Genomic DNA, 17,111 nt, shown 5'->3' on the forward strand with positions numbered 1-17,111 from the left:
CCCTTTCAGGCATACGGACAAGATGTGTCGTATCGTTTCCGGGACGCTTCCGAGAAAGGAACCTCCCATTGGAACAGCGCGACATAGCGGCCAAGCTCGCCTTCTTCTCGATCGGTGAGAAGGATCGGGCAGCCTTCCCGAACGTTGGCGCTGTCGTTGCGCGAACCGGCCCCAAGGCGCTTGATCAGCTTTACGCGCGCATCGCCGCCACACCCGAGACAGCGCGCCAGTTCTCCTCGCAGGTGGCGATGGCGTCGGCCCGTGCCAAGCAGATCGAACATTGGCAGACGCTCTTCAGCGGTGGCGCGAACGCAGCCTATTTCGCGCGTGCCGAGAAGGTGGGCAAAGTCCACGCCCGCATCGGCCTCGCGCCGCAGTGGTACATCGGGGCTTACGCAAGCGTGCTCGGGCCGATCATCGAGGGGCTGGCAGGCCCCCTCGCGAAAGGCCAGGCCCGAAAGATCGCCACGCTCGTCAAAATGGCGTTGCTCGACATGGAAATTGCGGTCGAGACCTATTTTGCGGTCGAGGAGGAGCGCCGCAGCAAGGTGATCGATGCCATGGGGGCATCGCTGAAGCGCATGACCGATGGCGATTTCAGCTCCCCGCTGGAAGCGCTGCCGCCGGAATTCGCCTCCATCCACGATGATTTCGAGACGATGCGCGCGCAAGTCGGCGCTGCGCTCGGAGATGTCACGCAGACGTCCCGCGCGGTCGATGTCGGCGCGCAGGAAATTCGCCAGGCGTCGGATGATCTCGCGCGCCGCACCGAGCAGCAGGCCGCCAGTCTCGAGGAAGCCTCCGCCGCGATGACCGCGCTTGCCGCCAGTGTTGGCAGCACGGCCAGCGATGCCGCGCACCTCCATGATTCGGTGCAGGCCGCGCATGGCGATGCGCAGGCGGGCGGCGGTGTGGTCGACGAGGCGGTTCACGCCATGACCGACATCCACGATTCCGCGCTGGAAATCGGCAAGATCATTGCCACGATCGATGGCATTGCCTTCCAGACCAACCTGCTGGCGCTTAATGCCGGGGTCGAGGCGGCGCGCGCCGGAGATGCCGGACGCGGCTTTGCCGTTGTTGCCAACGAAGTGCGCGCGCTCGCCCAGCGTTCCGCCGAGGCTGCGCTTGATATCAAGAAACTGATCGGGCAGAGCTCGGTCCAGGTCGAGCGCGGTGTCGCGCTGGTCGGCCAGACCGGCGACACGTTCGCCCGGATTGTCGGCAAGGTCGGCGAGATAGCGGCGCTTGCCAGCAACATTGCGCAGGCCGCCAGCACGCAGGCCGCCAGCACGCAGGCCGCCAATATCGGCCAGGTCCGCGAGACCGTGCGCGAACTTGACGTCATGACCCAGCAAAACGCCGCAATGGTCGAGGAAGCGACCGCCGCCTCGCGCAATCTTGCAGGAGAGGCAGACCGCATGGCCGCGCTTGTCGGCCGCTTTGCGCTCAATGACAGTGCCGCTCCGCCCGGCGAAGCGTCCCTGCGCCGCGCGGCGTGAGCGCCGCTGGTTAACGCGCTCCAGTCGATCCGATGCGGGTTTCCCCCGAATTGGGCCGAAGAGCGTCGTAAGTTGATGTCGGGTATGGCGTCGAGGTCTATTCCGCACCCGAGGTACTTCAGATGGATCATCAGGAAGTCAGCCGCAAAGTCGCCTTCTTCAACATTTCCGAGGACGATACCGGCCGCTTCGCCGAGGTTGGCAAGCAGGTCAAACGCCACGCGCCTGCGGCTCTTGAACGGCTTTACCGCCAGATTGACGCAACACCCGAAACCGCCGGGTTCTTCTCATCGCGCGGCATGATGGAGCATGCCAAGGCTAAGCAGATGGAGCACTGGGCCGAGATGTTCTCGCGCCGGGTCGATGCTCACACCTTCGAAAGCGGCGCCAAGATCGGCCACGTCCACTCGCGTATCGGGCTGGAGCCGCAATGGTATATCGGTGCCTATGCCGCCGTGCTGGATGAAGTCGTCGTCGCGATGTCGGGCGCAATCGGCCGCCGCCATGCCCGCCTGATCGGCACGCTCATCAAGATGGCCATGCTCGATATGGACATCGCGCTTTCGACCTACTTCGAGGCGGCCGAGAAGAAGGCCCGCACGCTGGTGACCGAAACGCTCGGCACCGCGCTGCGGCGCATGGCCGGCGGCGATTTCGCCACCCCGCTCGAGGCGCTCGGTCCAGGATACGAAGAGGTCCACCGCGATTTCGAAGAAATGCGCCGCAAGGTCGGTGAGACCTTGCTGCAGACCGGCGCGGCGTCCGAGGCTGTCGATGTCGGTGCGCGCGATATCCGGCAGGCCTCGCTCGATCTGTCCCGCCGGACCGAGCAGCAGGCCGCCAGCCTCGAACAGGCCTCGGCAGCCACCGCCAATCTCTCGGATTCGGTTGCCCAGACGGCGCAGGATGCCATCCACATGCACGATTCGATCGAGCAGGCGCACACCGAAGCGCGCGCTGGCGGTGCGGTTGTCGAGGACGCTGTCGGTGCCATGCGGGATATCCGCAGTTCCGCGCAGGAAATCGGCCAGATCATCGCGCTGATCGACGGGATCGCGTTCCAGACCAACCTGCTTGCGCTCAACGCCGGGGTCGAGGCCGCCCGCGCAGGGGAGGCGGGCCGCGGCTTTGCGGTCGTCGCCAATGAAGTGCGCGCGCTCGCCCAGCGCTCGGCCGATGCCGCGCTCGATATCAAGAAACTGATCAGTGATAGCGCCAGCCAGGTCGAGCGCGGCGTCGCGCTGGTCGGCCAGACCGGCGATACGTTCGCCCGCATCGTCAGCAAGGTCGGCGAAGTGGCGGGGCTCGCCAGCACGATTGCCAGCGCTGCCAGCGAACAGGCCACCAACATCAGCGAAGTGCGCGAAACCGTGCGCGAACTCGACCGCATGACGCAGCAGAATGCGGCCATGGTCGAGGAAGCCAGCGCCTCCTCGCGCAGCCTGGCCAACGAGGCCGACCGCATGGCCAGCCTCGTGAGCTTCTTCAAGCTGGAGAGCGCGGAGCGGTTGCAGGCGCTGCGGCGCGTGGCCTAGAAATCGGGCCGGGGCAACCGGAACGGGGCCTGCCCCCTCGGCTGGCCCCGATCCGATTGCCAGACCTTGCGGCGGCCTCAGATATCGACGACGATCTTGCCGAAGTGGGTGTTGCTTGCCTGATGGCGGAAGGCCCCGGCCAGATCCGCCAGCGGGAAGTGACTGTCGATCACCGGCTTGATGCCGTTCGCCTCCACCCCGGCGATCATGCCCTCCTGCATCGCGCGGCTGCCCACGGTGAGGCCTTGCACGCGCAGGTTCTTGGCCATCAGCAGCGCGGTCTGCACGGGGCCCGCAAAGCCCGCCAGCACGCCGATCAGCGCGACATGGCCGCCCACGCCGCTGGCCATCATCGATTGGTCGAGCGTGCCCGCGCCGCCGATCTCTACCACGCAGTCCACGCCCGCGCCGCCCGTCAGTTCCAGCGCCTTGAGGCCCCAGGCGGGCACGTCCTTGTAGTTGATTGTCTCGTCCGCTCCCAGCGCGCGCATCCGCTCCAGCTTGGCATCGGACGAGCTGGTCGCGATCACCCGCGCGCCCGCGGCCTTGGCAAACTGCAGCGCGAAGATCGAAACGCCGCCGCTGCCCTGCACCAGCACGGTCGAGCCGGGCTTTACCACGCCGTCCACGAACAGCGCGCGCCATGCGGTCAGCCCGGCGCAGGTCAGTGTCGCCGCCTCGGCCGCTGAATAGCCCTTGGGCACGCGGGTGAACCAGTTCGCAGGCGCGACGATTTCCTCGCGCGCATAGCCGTCGATGCCATCCCCCGGCACCGTGGTGAAGGCGGTTGCAGGCGGAGTGCCGTCATCCCAGTTGGTGAAGAAGGTCGAGACCACGAGGTCGCCCGGCGCATAGGCCGTCACGCCTTCGCCTACCGCCACGACCTCGCCCGCGCCGTCCGACATCGGAATGCGCCCAGGCGCGGCGGGCAGCATGCCGGTCACCACCGCGAAATCGTGGAAATTGAGCGAGGAGGCGCGCAGCCGCACGCGGATCTCGCCCGGGCCGGGATCGCCAACGTCGGGCAGCTTGTCGAGATGCAGGCTGTCGAGTGTCGCCGGGGCGCCGATACGGATTGCGGAAATACTCATTATTCTGCTGCCTCCAGCATTTCGGCCTGTTGCGGCCCGCGCACCAGCACGCCGGGCACCGCGCCCGTCCAGATGCCATTCTCGAACGTCACTTCGCCCGACTTGATCGTGTAGACGTAGCCATCCGCCTTCTGCAGCAGCCGCTTGCCGCCTGCGGGGAGGTCGAACGCCAGCCACGGCTTGCCGAGCTTCAGCGCCTCCATGTCGATCACGTTGAGGTCGGCGAGCGCACCCGGCGCGATCACGCCGCGGTCGTTCATGCCGTAGAGCCTCGCGGTATCGTGGCACTGCCGCTTCACCGCCTGCTCCAGCGAAAGCCGCCCACCGCGCTTGCGATCGCGCACCCAGTGCTGGAGCATGAAGGTGGGCGAGGCCGCATCGCAGATCGTGCCGCAATGCGCGCCGCCGTCCGAAAGCGAGTTCACGCAATCGTCCCGGGTCTGGAGCGCCTCGAGGAAATCGAGGTTGCCATCGGCATAGTTGAGGATCGGCAGATAGATGAAGCCGGTGCCGCCGTCCGCCAGCATCAGGTCATAGGCATAACTTTCGGGCGTGACGCCCTTGGCTGCCGCGCGCGCGGCGATGCTCGCATCGGCCTGCGGCTCGTAGTCGAAATCCGCGTCCATCTCGTACTGGTTGGCCCAGCCTTCGCCGATCACGCGATAGAGGTGGACGATGTCACTCTCGGGATAGGCATTGGTTTCCGCGAGCAGGGTGCTCTTGATCACCGGATCGGCGAGGTGGGCGAGCTGGTCTTCCCATGGCATCGCCGCAAGTGCGGTCCAGGTCGGCCGGAACATGAAGGGATGCACTGTCCCGCGCCAGTTCATCACGATGCCGTTGCCGCGCAGCGCGATCTGGGCAACGATGTTGGCGCCCGCTGCGTTCTGGCGGGTCATTTCCTCGATCTGCTCCGAAAGCGGCAGTTCCTTTGCGATCGATTGCAGCGCCGCGAACGTGACGGGGAGGCCGGTCTCGCGGCTCAGCGCGCCCATCCAGCCGAACTCGTCCCACTCGCGCTTCATGTCGCTCGCCATTTCGAACACGCCGTGGCCGACGCGGCCCATGGCGCGGCCGATGCGGATCAGCTCCTCGGCGGTTGCCGTTGTGCCGGGCACCACTTCGCCGTCGATGGACTTGTGGATCACCGTCCGGCTGGTCGAGAAGCCGAGCGCGCCCGCGCGCACCCCGTCCTCGACGATTTTCGCCATGGCTTCAATGTCTTCGTCCGTCGGGATCGCCCCCGGCTTCTCGCGGTCGCCCAGCACATAGGCGCGCACGGCACCGTGCGGCACGTGGGTCGCCACGTCCACGCTGCGCGGCAGGCGCTCCAGCGCATCGAGGTATTCGGGGAAACTCTCCCAGTCCCACTTGAGCCCTTCGGCAAGGGCGGTGCCGGGGATGTCCTCCACGCCTTCCATCAGCCCGATCAGCCATTCGTGGCGGTCCGGCGCGGCAGGCGCAAAGCCCACGCCGCAGTTGCCCATCACCACCGTGGTCACGCCGTGCCACGAGCTTGGCGCCATTTCCTGGTCCCAGGTCGCCTGCCCGTCATAGTGCGTGTGAATGTCGACCCAGCCCGGCGCAACGACCTTGCCCTCGGCATCGATCTCGCGCTTTGCTGTGCCGGTCACCTTGCCCACGGCGGCAATCAGGCCGCCCTGCACGGCGACATCGCCGGTAAACCGCGGACGGCCAGTACCATCAACGATGGTTCCTCCCCGGATGATGAGATCATAGCTCGGCCCAAAGTTCGGCATCGGCAGGCTCCTCTTTCCCCGCGCTGCCGACTCATCGTGGCGGCATACACGTTTAACTGAACGATTAAGTCAGAGGTTGGCCCTCCGGTCAACGTCCGCCTGGGCTCACCCGTCAAGGAACCCGGTCAGTTTGCTGATAAAGGCGTCCGGCCGTGCCAGCATGAACAGGTGCCCGCCGCCTTCGGTCATCTCCAGCTTGCTGCCGGGGATCGCATTGTGGAGGAAATGGATGTTCGCCGGCGGGATCAGCTGATCGTCCGTATCCCCCATGACGAGTACGGGCATGCCCAGCAGCGGGAGGAACGCGGCACTGCTCCACCCCGCGAAGGACGCCAGCTGGCAGCTCCAGCCAAGCGGGGAAGGGGCCGTTGCGGCGTTCAGCGAAACGCGGTCCGCGCCGCCGCCATTGTAGAACATCGCAAGATTGCGGCGCAGTGCTTTCTCGACGGAATATTCCATCGGATCAAGCATCTGGCTCAGGAGAGAGGGGGTGCCGGGGATCATCGTGCTCCCGGCGGACGTCGCCGCCAGCACCAGCTTGCCGGTGCGCGTGCGGTGCTGGAAAGCGAACTGCTGCACCACCGCGCCGCCCCAGCTGATGCCGAGCAGATCTACCTGGTCGATCCGCAGCCGGTCGAGCAGCGCGGCCAGCGTCAGCGCCATGTGGGGGATCGTGTAGGGAAAGATCGGATCGGGCGAGCCGCCGATCCCGGGCATGTCGAAACTCAGCACGCGGCGGTCCGGCAGGCGGCTCGCGATGGGCTCGAGCATTTCCATGTTCATGCCGATGCCGCCCAGGATCACGAGCGGGCGGGCGGGCGGCCTTGCGCCCGTGGCTCGTCCGGCCGGCTGGGCATGTCCCCCGCCTTGTGCGTACCAATGCCCCACCCGGAGCCGCCGTCCGGCAACGCCGATCATCGTAAAACTGGCGGTCGTGGCCACGCGAAATCCTTGGCAATCATGCAGAACAGAGGCTTGCCTGTCCCCCTAGCAGCCTGTCGTGCCAAGCAAAAGAAAACCTCCGGAAATCTGCGGGAAAAAGGTCCGAATCGGGCAGGCGTTTAACGGTTTCTCAAAGCAGTTAAGCGCATTTGACCTTGATGAACCAACCGCCCGCGGATCCCGCCGCTTTGCCGGCCGAACCGACGCGCGTGCCACGCGATTTCGCGCGGACGCAGCGCCGGCGCGAGCGCGTGCCGAGTGCGCCGGTCAGCCGGGCCGATGTCGCGGGGGCGGCCTTCCTCTTCGGGACCGGGCCCGGGCGCGGGCTGATCGCGCGCGAATGGCCGCACATGGCCCTGCCGATGGTACTGGGGGTACTAGGCCTTGCCATCGCGAACTGGTCGATCTGGCCGATCATTGCGCCTACCCTTGCGCTGCTCGCCTCCGCGCTGCTGTTTGTCGCGCGCTTCACTTCGACCTACGAGGAAAGCAGGGAGCACCCGACAGCAGTGCGCATGCTGCTGATGGGGGCGTCGATCGGCATTCCGCTGTTCATTTATGGCGTTGCCATCGGGCTGTGGGCGGCAAGTGGCCAATTGCCATGGGTTCAGGCGCTCGCGCTGCTCGTGACCATCTCGCTGCTGGCCACCGTCACGGAATCGGGCCGTCTGGCCGGTATGCTCACCGCCGAAGTCGCCATGTGGTCCGGTGTCACCTGGGTCAACAGTCTGGCAGGCGGCATCACATCGATGGTGATCGGCGGCGTCATCGCGGTCGCGGCCTACCTGCGTCAGCGCGAGATCGATCTCAAGCTGCGCATCGCGGTCGAGGAAGGCGTGCGGCTCCAGACCCGCGCCGAGGAAATCCTCGCCGATTACGAGGAGACCGGGCAGGGCTGGTTCTGGGAAACCGACCGGCGCGGCCTTATCACCTATCTCTCGCGCCCGGTTGCAGACGTGCTGGGCCGCGACGTGGACCATTTCATCGGCCGCCCGTTTGCCGAACTGTTCAACCTCTCCGAACAATCGGGCGAGGGCGAACGCACGCTGGCCTTCCATCTCTCGGCCCGCTCCAGCTTCAGCGAACTCGCGGTGCGCGCGGCGGCCCGCGACGAAGAGCGCTGGTGGTCGGTCACTGGCCGGCCGACCTACGATGCGTTCAACAATTTCCAGGGGTTCCGCGGCTCGGGCACCGATCTGACCGAAAAGCGGCGCTCCCAGGAACACGCCTCGCGCCTTGCCCATTTCGATTCGCTCACCGGCCTCTCGAACCGCTTCCAGATGTCGCAGACGCTGGAGAAGATCCTCACCGCGCCGGGCGAGCAGCACCGCGCCTGCGCCGTTTTCCTCCTCGATCTCGACCGCTTCAAGCAGGTCAACGATACGCTCGGCCACCCTGCGGGCGATGCCCTGCTCAAGCAGGTGGCGCAGCGGCTGGAGCGGGTGATCGGCACGGTCGGCCGGGTCGGGCGCCTCGGCGGCGACGAATTCCAGGTCATCCTAGCCGGCAAGATCGCGCGTGAGCAGCTCGCCCATCTGGCCGGGCGCATCATCGAGCAATTGAGCCAGGCCTATTCCATCGACGGCAGCCGCGTGATGATCGGCGCTTCGGTCGGCATCGCGCTCGCACCGGACGACGGCGTCACCAGCGAAGCGCTGATCCGTAACGCCGACCTTGCGCTCTATGCTGCCAAGGATGCCGGGCGTGGCCGCTACCACTTCTACGCCGCCGATCTCCACAGCGATGCCGAGGAACGCCGTCAGCTCGAGGAAGACCTGCGCGACGCGATCACCCACGGCAATCTCGAGCTCTACTACCAGCCCGTCGTGCAGACCGCGACCGAGCGGATCACCGGCTTCGAGGCGCTGCTGCGCTGGAACCATCCGCAGCACGGTTTCATCTCGCCCGGCAAGTTCGTGCCGATTGCGGAAGACGCAGGGCTCATCGTCACCATCGGCGAATGGGCGCTGCGCACGGCCTGCCAGGACCTCGCCCGGTGGCCGTCCGACGTGCGCGTCGCGGTCAACGTCTCGCCGCTGCAGTTCGCCAATCCGGCGCTGCCTTCGATGGTCACCAGCGCGCTGGCCTCGGCCGGCGTGGAGCCCGAACGGCTCGAACTGGAAATCACCGAAAGCGTGTTCCTCGGCGATGATACCGCGACCGAGGCGATGTTCCGCGCCCTCAAGGGTATCGGCGTGCGCCTCGCGCTCGACGATTTCGGCACCGGCTACTCCTCGCTCGGTTATCTCAAGCGCGCGCCGTTCGACAAGATCAAGATCGATCAGTCCTTCGTGCGCGGGGCAACCCAGGCCGGCAGCCGCAACGGCGCGATCATCGCCTCGATCGTCAGCCTTGCCGAGGCGCTCGGCATGGAAACGACTGCGGAAGGCGTGGAAACGCTCGACGAACTCGATCTCGTGCGCATGCTCGGCTGCAGCCACGTGCAGGGCTATATCTATGAACGCCCGCTCTCGGCCGAAAACACCGCGAGCCGCCTTGCCACCGGCCTCATCGCCATCGCACGTGGTCCCCGCTCGGCCCGTGCCACGCGGCAGGCCATGCTGCGCCGTGTCGTGCTCGATCACGGCGGCCACCGCTACAACGGCACGGTGCGCAACATGTCGCTCACGGGCGCGCTTATCGAAGGCCTGTGGAACGTCCCGCCGGGCACGATCTTCCGCATCCAGCTCTCGGATGGCCACATCGTCACCGCCACATGCCGATGGGCGAGCGACGACCGCATGGGTGTCGAATTCTCGCAGCCGTTGCGGCTCGACGAGGATGGCCGCATTGCCGCGGTGGCGATTAAGTCTACCCTGCCGCCGCCCGATCCGTTCGCAGGCCAGCGCAAGGTGGGGTGAAGGGCAGCGGGCCGGTGCCGCTTCAAAACGCGCCCTTTCCGCGCGTCTTGCAAAAACCTATCCCTTCCCGAAGATCTTCGCGATCAGCTTGCTGCCGGTGCCCAGCGGATTGCGCCGTATCTCGCGCTCCTGCTCGCCGAGACAGAGGAACACGGCCTCGCTCGCCTTGCCGGTGACATAGCCGGTCAGGTCCCGCGCGCCGAACGGCCCCGCGATCAGGCTGTTCCGCGCCGTAAAGCTGTCGAGCGCCTGGAACGCCTTTACGCCTGAGAGCGATTTCGCCACCACCGGGGTCATTGCCTGCTGCAGGTCCGGGCCCATCGTTCGCCGGAAATAGTCGGTGGCCGAGGTGTCTCCGCCGGTGACAACGCCGAGCGCGTCGGTCAGCGTCATCCGCGTGATCGCGCTTTTCAGCAGCGGCAGCGCCTTGCCCACCGCGCCTTCGGCCGCCGCGTTGAGCTTGGCCGAAAGCCCGCCCCCCACGCCGGCGCGGTCGAGCGCGGAGAATAGCCCGTCCAGCTTGCCGAGCGCCCCCGGCAGGCCGATGCGCACCCGCGGATCATCGGCAAAGCCGCCCGGTCTGCCCAGCTGCGCCACCACCCGCTCCGCTGCCTTGCCGAGCGCGAGCCGGAGCCCGCCCGAGGCTTCGTCGCGGGTCACGCCCGGTGGTGGCGCGGCGGTGGTCGCGGGGCTCGAGGTGCCGCTCTGGCCCAGGATCGCGCCCAGCAGGCTGCCGGCATCCTGCGCCGATTGCGCCGCTGCGCTGCTTGCCGCAAGCACCGCGATCCCGGCGGCCAATGCGCCCATTCCGCCCATTCCAATCGCCTTTGCCCGCATGGCCATGGTCCTCTCCTGCAGCCGTTACGGCACATTGCGCCGCAAGGCCGCGCTCCGCTAGTCAAAATGGCAATGGCGGTGCCAGCAGCCGGCACCTAGCCAAGCGCATCTGCCCTCCTGTCACGGAGCTTCCCATGCCGCATACCAACCGCCGCGTGTTCATCCGGCAGTACCGCGAAGGGATGCCCGCGCTCGAGGACTTCGGCATCGAGGATGTCACGATCGCGGATGTGCCCGCGGGCCATGCCGTGGTGAGGGTCGATACGCTCTCGATGGACGCCTGGATCCGCACGACCCTGACCCCCGGCAGCTTCCACGAAACCGCCGATCTCGGCTCGACCATCCGCGCGCTCGGCGTGGGGCAGGTGGTGGAAAGCGCTGATCCGGCCCTCGCGGTCGGCGATTGGGTCTATGGCATGCTCGCCGCGCAGACCCGCGCGCTGGTTCCCGCCGCAGCGCTTACCAGGCTCGACCTGTCGAACAGCCTCCAGCCGGCGGACTACGTCGGCCCCCTCGGCCTCACCACGGGGCTCACCGCATGGGTCGGCCTCGTTGCGGTGGCCGAGGTCAGGTCCGGAGACACCGTGCTCGTCTCGGGGGCGGCGGGCGCTGTCGGCTCGATGGTGGTGATGCTCGCCAAGGCGCGCGGCGCCCGCGTTATCGGCACCGCCGGCGGGCCCGACAAGTGCCGCTATCTTCTGGACAGGCTCGGGGCCGACGTCGCGATCGACTACAAGAACGCCGATCTCGCCGCCGAAGTCGCGGCCGCCGCACCCGGTGGTATCGACGTGTTCTTTGACAACGTCGGCGGCGAGATCCTCGACGTGGCGCTCGCCAACCTTGCCCCGGCTGGTGCGCGCATCGCCATCTGCGGTGCGATCTCGCAGTATTCCGATCTCGGCAACGTGCGCGGGCCGCGCAACTATCTCAAGCTCGCCGAACGCAACGCAGTGATGAAGGGCTTCGTCGTCACCCACCACGCCGCGCGCTTCCCGGAAGCGAAGGCGGAAATCGCCGCGCTGATGCAGGCGGGCCAGCTCACGCTGCCCGAACACGTGGTCGAAGGCATCGACCACTTCGCCGAGGCGCTGCTGCTGCTGTTTGCCGGCGGCCACACCGGCAACATGCTGGTGCGCCCCTGAGGCTGCCCGGAAGCGTCGCCGGCTAAAGCACGAAGTCCGAAGCGACCAGCGCCGTCGCGCTGTGGACCAGGATCTTCATGTCGGCCAACTTGTCGCCGTTGATATCGGCGCTGACTTCCCAGTTTCCGGATTTGGCGACCACGATCAGGGCACCGGCGGTGCCGTCGAAGGCACCGATGAAACGGAACCTGCCTTCACCGGCGGCGCCGCCGTTGGCATCGATTGCGCTGAGGTCGATCTTGTCACCTTGCGCCGCGCTGAAATCGAAGATCTCGTCCGGAAAGAGCTGGGTGGTGCCGGAATCGGCGGCGGCCAGCATGACGAAGCGATCCGCGCCGCCCTCGCCGTGCAGGCTGTCTGCGCCGCGGCCGCCGATCAGGGTGTCGTTCCCGTCTCCGCCGAACAGATAGCCGAACTGGTCCGAAACCACTTTCAGCACATTGTCGAGCGCGTTGCCATGAAGCGGATCGTTCCCGATCGCGACGCCGTTCTCGATGTTGTCCCCGAGCGTCCAGGGCATGGCGGCTTCGACGGTGTCTGTCCCTTCACCGGCATTTTCGACGATGATCGTGTTGCTGTCTTCAAAGATCCGGTAGGTATCGTTGTCCGTGCCGCCTTTCAGCGTATCGGCCTGGATCGAATCATAGAGGATATCGTCCCCCGCGCCGCCGAGTAGCGTGTCGAAGCCGTAGTTGCCGATCAGGGTGTCGTTGCCGCCGCGGCCTTCGATCAGGTCGTCACCGTCGCCGCCGTCGATGCGGTTGCTGCCATCGCTGCCGATGATGTGATTGGCCAGATCGTTGCCGTCGCCGGACAACGCGCCACCGACCAGCGTCATGTTCTCCATGGAGTCGCCCATGTAGCCGCCGATCGAGGTGACGAGCGTGTCGTTGCCCTGGCCGGCCAGTTCGACCACCACGTCGCCGGTTGAATCGACCACATAGGTGTCATCGCCCAGACCGCCGACCAGCGTGTCGTCGCCGCCCCGGCCGTCCAGCACGTTGCCAAGATCGTTGCCGGTGATCGTGTTGGCCTGATCGTTGCCAGTGCCGCTGCGCGCCGAGCCGACGAGGACAAGGTCCTCGACATTGGCGCCCAGCACATAGTTCGTCCGGGCGTAGACCGTATCGGATCCGCCGTCCGCGGTCTCGATCACCGTGTCGCCGGTGCGGTCGACGTAGTAGGTGTCGTTGCCTGCGCCGCCCGCCATGGTATCGGCGCCGCCCCTGCCGTCGAGCACATTGGCGGCAGCATTGCCGGTCAGCACGTTGTCGAGGCTGTTGCCGAGGCCCCGCACCGCACCATCGCGCAGCGTGAGGTTCTCGGTATGGGCGCCCAGCGCAAAGGAAAAGGCGCTCGACTCGACCGTGTCGATGCCGCCGCCGGCCAGTTCCACCACCTTGTCGGAGGCGATGTCGACCCGGTAGGTATCGTTGCCCGCGCCGCCGATCAGCGTGTCGCGGCCCGCGCCGCCGTCGAGTACGTTGTCGGCATCGGTGCCGGTCAGCACGTTCTTCAGGGCGTTGCCCGTCCCAGCGATGGCCGCACCAGTCAGCGTGAGGTTTTCGACATTGTCCGCCAGTGTGAAGTCGGTCGAGGCGATCACCAGATCGGTTCCCCGGCCTGCCTCGATCACCTTGTCGCCCACGTTGTCGACATAGTAGATGTCCGCCCCGCCGCCGCCGGACATCGTGTCCGCGCCCTTGCCGCCGTCGAGCACGTTGGCGAGCGCCGTCCCGGTGATCGTGTTGTCCTCGTCGTTGCCGGTGGCGTTGGCCGCCTTGCCCAGCAGGACCAGCACCTCGAGGTTGGCCCCCAGCGTGTAGCTTATGGTGCTGCGAACCGTATCGGTGCCTTCGCCCGCCGCTTCGGTGATCGTGTCGCCGCTGCCGTCGATGAAATAGAGATCATCGCCGGCACCGCCCGCCAGCGTGTCGGTGCCCGCGCCCCCGTCGAGCTGGTCATTGCCCGCGCCGCCATCAAGCAGATCGGCTCCCGTGCCGCCGAACAGCCGGTCGTTGCCGCCGTTGCCATAGAGCTTGTCGTCGCCGCCGCCGTCGGGCTCGATATAGTTGGGGTACGTGAGGGTATAGGTGGTCACGTACCCGTCGCCGGTCAGATAGTCGTTGCCCGCGCCGCCTTGCAGCACATCGTTGCCAAGATTGCCCCCGAGGTAGTTGCCGGCATCGCTGGCGGTGAGCGTGTCGGCGCCGCGCCCGCCGATCAGCGACTCGATGTTCGTCAGCGTCACGGTCAGGCCGCCCGAGACTTGCGCCGTCCCCTGCAGCGCAAGCGACAGCGTGACGCCCTGATAGACCCCGGCCGCCTTGGCCGCCTGGTATACGAACATGTCGAAACCGTCGCCGCCGTCGATCAGCTTGGTGCCGTTGCCGCCAATGATGATGTCGAGGCCGCCGCGGGCATTGACGGTGTCGTTGCCGAGGCCGGTGCTGATCACGTTGGCACCGCTGGTCCCGAACACGGTGTCGTTGCCGCGCCCGGTCAGCAAGGTGATGTCCTCGATCGAGGAGAGCGTGTCGAGCCCAGCGCCGCCGGTGTTCTGCGCGGTCTTGCGCGCCAGGTCGACCGTCACGCCGAGGTTGTCGGTGACGTAGACCAGCACGTCGCGGTCGTCGCCCCCGCTCAGGGTGTCGTTGCCGCCGTAGTCGGTGATCGTGTCGAAGCCGCCGAGCGCGTTGATGATCTCGTCGCCGGTCGAACCCAGCAGGTTGTCGTTCTGGCTGGTGCCGGTGATCGTGTTTGCCATGGCGGCCGCGTCCTCCCGGGCACGGCGCCTCCAGACCCCCTGCAGGCAGGCCGGGGGTTTCGCGGGCGGTCCGTCCCGCCTCACAGAGTAGGCGAAGGTGCCCTCGCAGGCCAAAGGCATTTCGCGCCGATGCGGACGGACATTCAAACCGCCGCGCGAAAAGGCCGCGCGGCCGTGAAACTCTGCTGTAATCCCGGCGTCACCCTCGGTAGATATCCAGAGCTCAGCGCGGTGAGGGGTACCCGATCATGATCAATGTGCGGACTTTGGCGGGCGGTGCCTCGCTCCTCGCGCTGGCGGCGGCAGGACCGGCGCTGGCGCAGACCGCCGATGCCCCGCCGCCTCCGGATGCGCCAGTTTCCGATGCGCCGGCAATGCCGAACGAGATCGTCGTCACCGCACAGAAGCGCGCGCAGAAACTGCAGGACGTGCCGCTGTCGATCGTCGCGCTGAACACCGAGGCGCTGGCCGAGCGCAACGTGCGCAGCTTCAACGATTACGCCAAGTTCCTGCCCAGCGTTTCCTATTCCAGTTATGGCCCGGGCCAGGCGGAGGTCTATTTCCGCGGCCTGTCCAATGGCAACCGCCTCTCGACCGGCTCGCTCCCCACCGTCGGCGTCTATCTCGACGAACAGCCCGTCACCACGATCGGCTCGACGCTCGATGTCCACGTCTACGATATCGCGCGGGTCGAGGCGCTCGCCGGGCCACAGGGAACGCTGTTCGGCGCGAGCAGCGAGGCGGGCACCTTGCGCATCATCACCAACAAGCCCGATACCAAGGGCCTTGCCGGCGCGGTCGATCTCACCGCCAACACGGTGGCGCACGGCAAGGCGGGCGGCATCGCCGAAAGCTGGCTCAACATCCCGCTCTCCAGCCGCGCGGCGCTGCGCGTGGTCGGCTTCTATCAGTACGACGGCGGCTACATCGACAATATCCGCGCGCCGCAGGGCGTGCGCTACCCCACCTCGGGGATCGTGCGCGATAACAAGGACCTTGTCGGCAAGGACCAGAACTCGGTCGAGGCCTATGGCGGCCGCGCCGCGCTGAAGGTCGATCTCGACGACAACTGGACCGCGACGCTCGGCGCGATGGCCCAGCATCAGACCTCGAACGGCACCTTCGCCTACAAGCCCTCGCAAGGCGATCTCGTGATCAGCCGCTTCCTGCCCGAAGCGCAGCAGGACAAATGGTATCAGGCCAGCCTCGCCATCGAGGGCAAGCTCGGCCATTTCGACCTGACCTACGCGGGTGCCTATTTCGCGCGCGAGGCGCAGTACACCTCCGACTATTCGGACTACGCCTTCCTCTACGATACCTACTACGCCAGCACGCCGGACTATTTCGGCAACAATTTCAGGAACAACGCCGGGAAACTGATCAATCCGGCGCAAGTGGTCAGCCAAGACGAGCGGTTTACCAAGCAGAGCCACGAACTGCGCATCGCCTCCCCCTCGAGCGACCGGCTGCGGATCGTGGCGGGCCTGTTCTACCAGCGCCAGACCAACAACTGGCGCAACCTCTACACCGTGCCCGGCCTTGCCGATGCGCAGTCCGTCACGGGCCTTCCCGGCGTCAACTACGCCAACATCCAGTTCCGCACCGACCGCGACTATGCCGCCTTCGCCGAAGCGGCGTTCGATATCGTGCCGACCCTGACGGTGACCGGCGGCCTGCGCGCCTACAAGTACGACAACAACGTGATCGGCTTCTTCGGCTTCAATGCGAACCGCTCGGCGGTGGGTGAGGCGCTCTGCTTCCCCGGCACTATCGGCGCCTATGGCACGTCCGGCGACTCCGGGCGCCCCTGCGACAACATCAACACGAAGGCGACCGGCTCGGGCACCCGCCACAAGCTCAACCTCAGCTGGAAGGCCGCCCCCGGCAAGCTCGTCTATGCCACCTGGTCCACCGGCTTCCGCCCCGGCGGCATCAACCGCCGCCCCACCGCGCCGCCCTATGCGGTGGAGAAGCTCACCAATTACGAGGTCGGCTGGAAAACGAGCTGGCTCGGCGGCAAGGTGCTGTTCAACGGCGCGCTGTTCCTCGAAAAGCTCAGCGAGGCGCAGTTCGCCGTCACCAGCGATCAGAACGGCATCACCGATATCGTCAACGCTGGCCGCGCGCGGTCCAAGGGTATCGAGGCGGACCTCACTGTCAGCCCCTCGCGCGGGTTTTCGGTGCAGGCCTCGGGCACGCTGGTCGATGCGGTCATCACCACGGACCTGTGCAAATACACCAATGCCGCGTTCGATTGCACGATCCCCAGCGAGGCCGGAAATCCCAACGAACGGCGCGCGCCCGCCGGCACGCGCTTTGCCGGCAGCCCGCGCTTCAAGCTCTCGGCGATGGCGCGCTACGAATTCGCGATGGGCAAGCTCGATGCCTTCATCCAGGCCTCGGCGTTCCACCAGTCCACGGTCGCGTCCTCGCTCGATGTGGCCGAAGCGCGGCTGATCGGGCACCAGCCGACCTACACCACGGTCGACCTCTCCGCCGGCGTTAGCCGCGAGACGTGGTCGGCCTCGCTCAGCGTCGAGAACGTGGCTGATCGGCGCGCGCAGCAAAGCCGCACGTCCACCTGTTCGATCTCGCTGTGCGGTCCGGGCTCGGTCGTGGTCTATCCGCTGCGGCCGCGCTTCGTCAGTCTGCGTGTCGGGCGGCGGTTCTGATG

Annotated in this window: 10 protein-coding genes; 5 read left to right on the forward strand and 5 right to left on the reverse strand. The window is 66.7% G+C overall.

The features are described from left to right. Positions 1-68: 68 nt before the first annotated feature. Positions 69-1,502: a methyl-accepting chemotaxis protein gene (locus AQZ52_RS16785; protein ID WP_082698211.1), complete on the forward strand. Its 1,434-nt coding sequence runs from the start codon at positions 69-71 to the stop codon at positions 1,500-1,502. A gap of 122 nt (positions 1,503-1,624) precedes the next feature. Further along, on the forward strand, positions 1,625-3,037 hold the full coding sequence (locus AQZ52_RS16790; RefSeq protein WP_067913620.1) for a globin-coupled sensor protein: 1,413 nt from the start codon (positions 1,625-1,627) through the stop codon (positions 3,035-3,037). Between the two features lie 77 nt (positions 3,038-3,114). On the opposite strand, the gene AQZ52_RS16795 is transcribed toward AQZ52_RS16790, so the two are convergent. The 3 genes from AQZ52_RS16795 to AQZ52_RS16805 form a co-directional block, all read right to left on the reverse strand. Continuing rightward, complete coding sequence (locus AQZ52_RS16795) at positions 3,115-4,128, reverse strand: zinc-dependent alcohol dehydrogenase family protein (RefSeq protein WP_205626504.1); 1,014 nt, start codon at positions 4,126-4,128, stop codon at positions 3,115-3,117. After that, complete coding sequence (locus AQZ52_RS16800) at positions 4,128-5,888, reverse strand: N-acyl-D-amino-acid deacylase family protein (RefSeq protein WP_067913621.1); 1,761 nt, start codon at positions 5,886-5,888, stop codon at positions 4,128-4,130. The genes AQZ52_RS16795 and AQZ52_RS16800 overlap by 1 nt, the downstream gene beginning before the upstream one ends. A gap of 105 nt (positions 5,889-5,993) precedes the next feature. Further along, on the reverse strand, positions 5,994-6,830 hold the full coding sequence (locus tag AQZ52_RS16805) for an alpha/beta fold hydrolase (RefSeq protein WP_240481725.1): 837 nt from the start codon (positions 6,828-6,830) through the stop codon (positions 5,994-5,996). A 158-nt stretch (positions 6,831-6,988) separates the two neighbouring features. Here AQZ52_RS16805 and AQZ52_RS16810 point away from each other — a divergent pair, with 158 nt between their 5' ends. Beyond that, the gene (locus AQZ52_RS16810; protein ID WP_067913624.1) at positions 6,989-9,691 is read left to right on the forward strand and encodes an EAL domain-containing protein; all 2,703 of its coding nucleotides are present in this window, start codon (positions 6,989-6,991) and stop codon (positions 9,689-9,691) included. A 57-nt stretch (positions 9,692-9,748) separates the two neighbouring features. Here AQZ52_RS16810 and AQZ52_RS16815 read toward each other — a convergent pair whose 3' ends face one another. After that, entirely contained in the window at positions 9,749-10,534 is a 786-nt protein-coding gene (locus AQZ52_RS16815) for a DUF4197 domain-containing protein (protein ID WP_067913627.1), read from the reverse strand. A gap of 128 nt (positions 10,535-10,662) precedes the next feature. Here AQZ52_RS16815 and AQZ52_RS16820 point away from each other — a divergent pair, with 128 nt between their 5' ends. Further along, complete coding sequence (locus AQZ52_RS16820; protein ID WP_067913630.1) at positions 10,663-11,670, forward strand: NADP-dependent oxidoreductase; 1,008 nt, start codon at positions 10,663-10,665, stop codon at positions 11,668-11,670. 22 nt (positions 11,671-11,692) lie between these two features. On the opposite strand, the gene AQZ52_RS16825 is transcribed toward AQZ52_RS16820, so the two are convergent. Further along, complete coding sequence (locus tag AQZ52_RS16825) at positions 11,693-14,437, reverse strand: beta strand repeat-containing protein (RefSeq protein WP_067913633.1); 2,745 nt, start codon at positions 14,435-14,437, stop codon at positions 11,693-11,695. 248 nt (positions 14,438-14,685) lie between these two features. Here AQZ52_RS16825 and AQZ52_RS16830 point away from each other — a divergent pair, with 248 nt between their 5' ends. Next, positions 14,686-17,109, forward strand: coding sequence for a TonB-dependent receptor (locus AQZ52_RS16830; RefSeq protein ID WP_067913636.1), 2,424 nt, complete (start codon positions 14,686-14,688; stop codon positions 17,107-17,109). The last annotated feature ends 2 nt before the right edge of the window (positions 17,110-17,111 follow it).

Source organism: Novosphingobium fuchskuhlense (genome assembly GCF_001519075.1).
Taxonomy (GTDB): domain Bacteria; phylum Pseudomonadota; class Alphaproteobacteria; order Sphingomonadales; family Sphingomonadaceae; genus Novosphingobium; species Novosphingobium fuchskuhlense.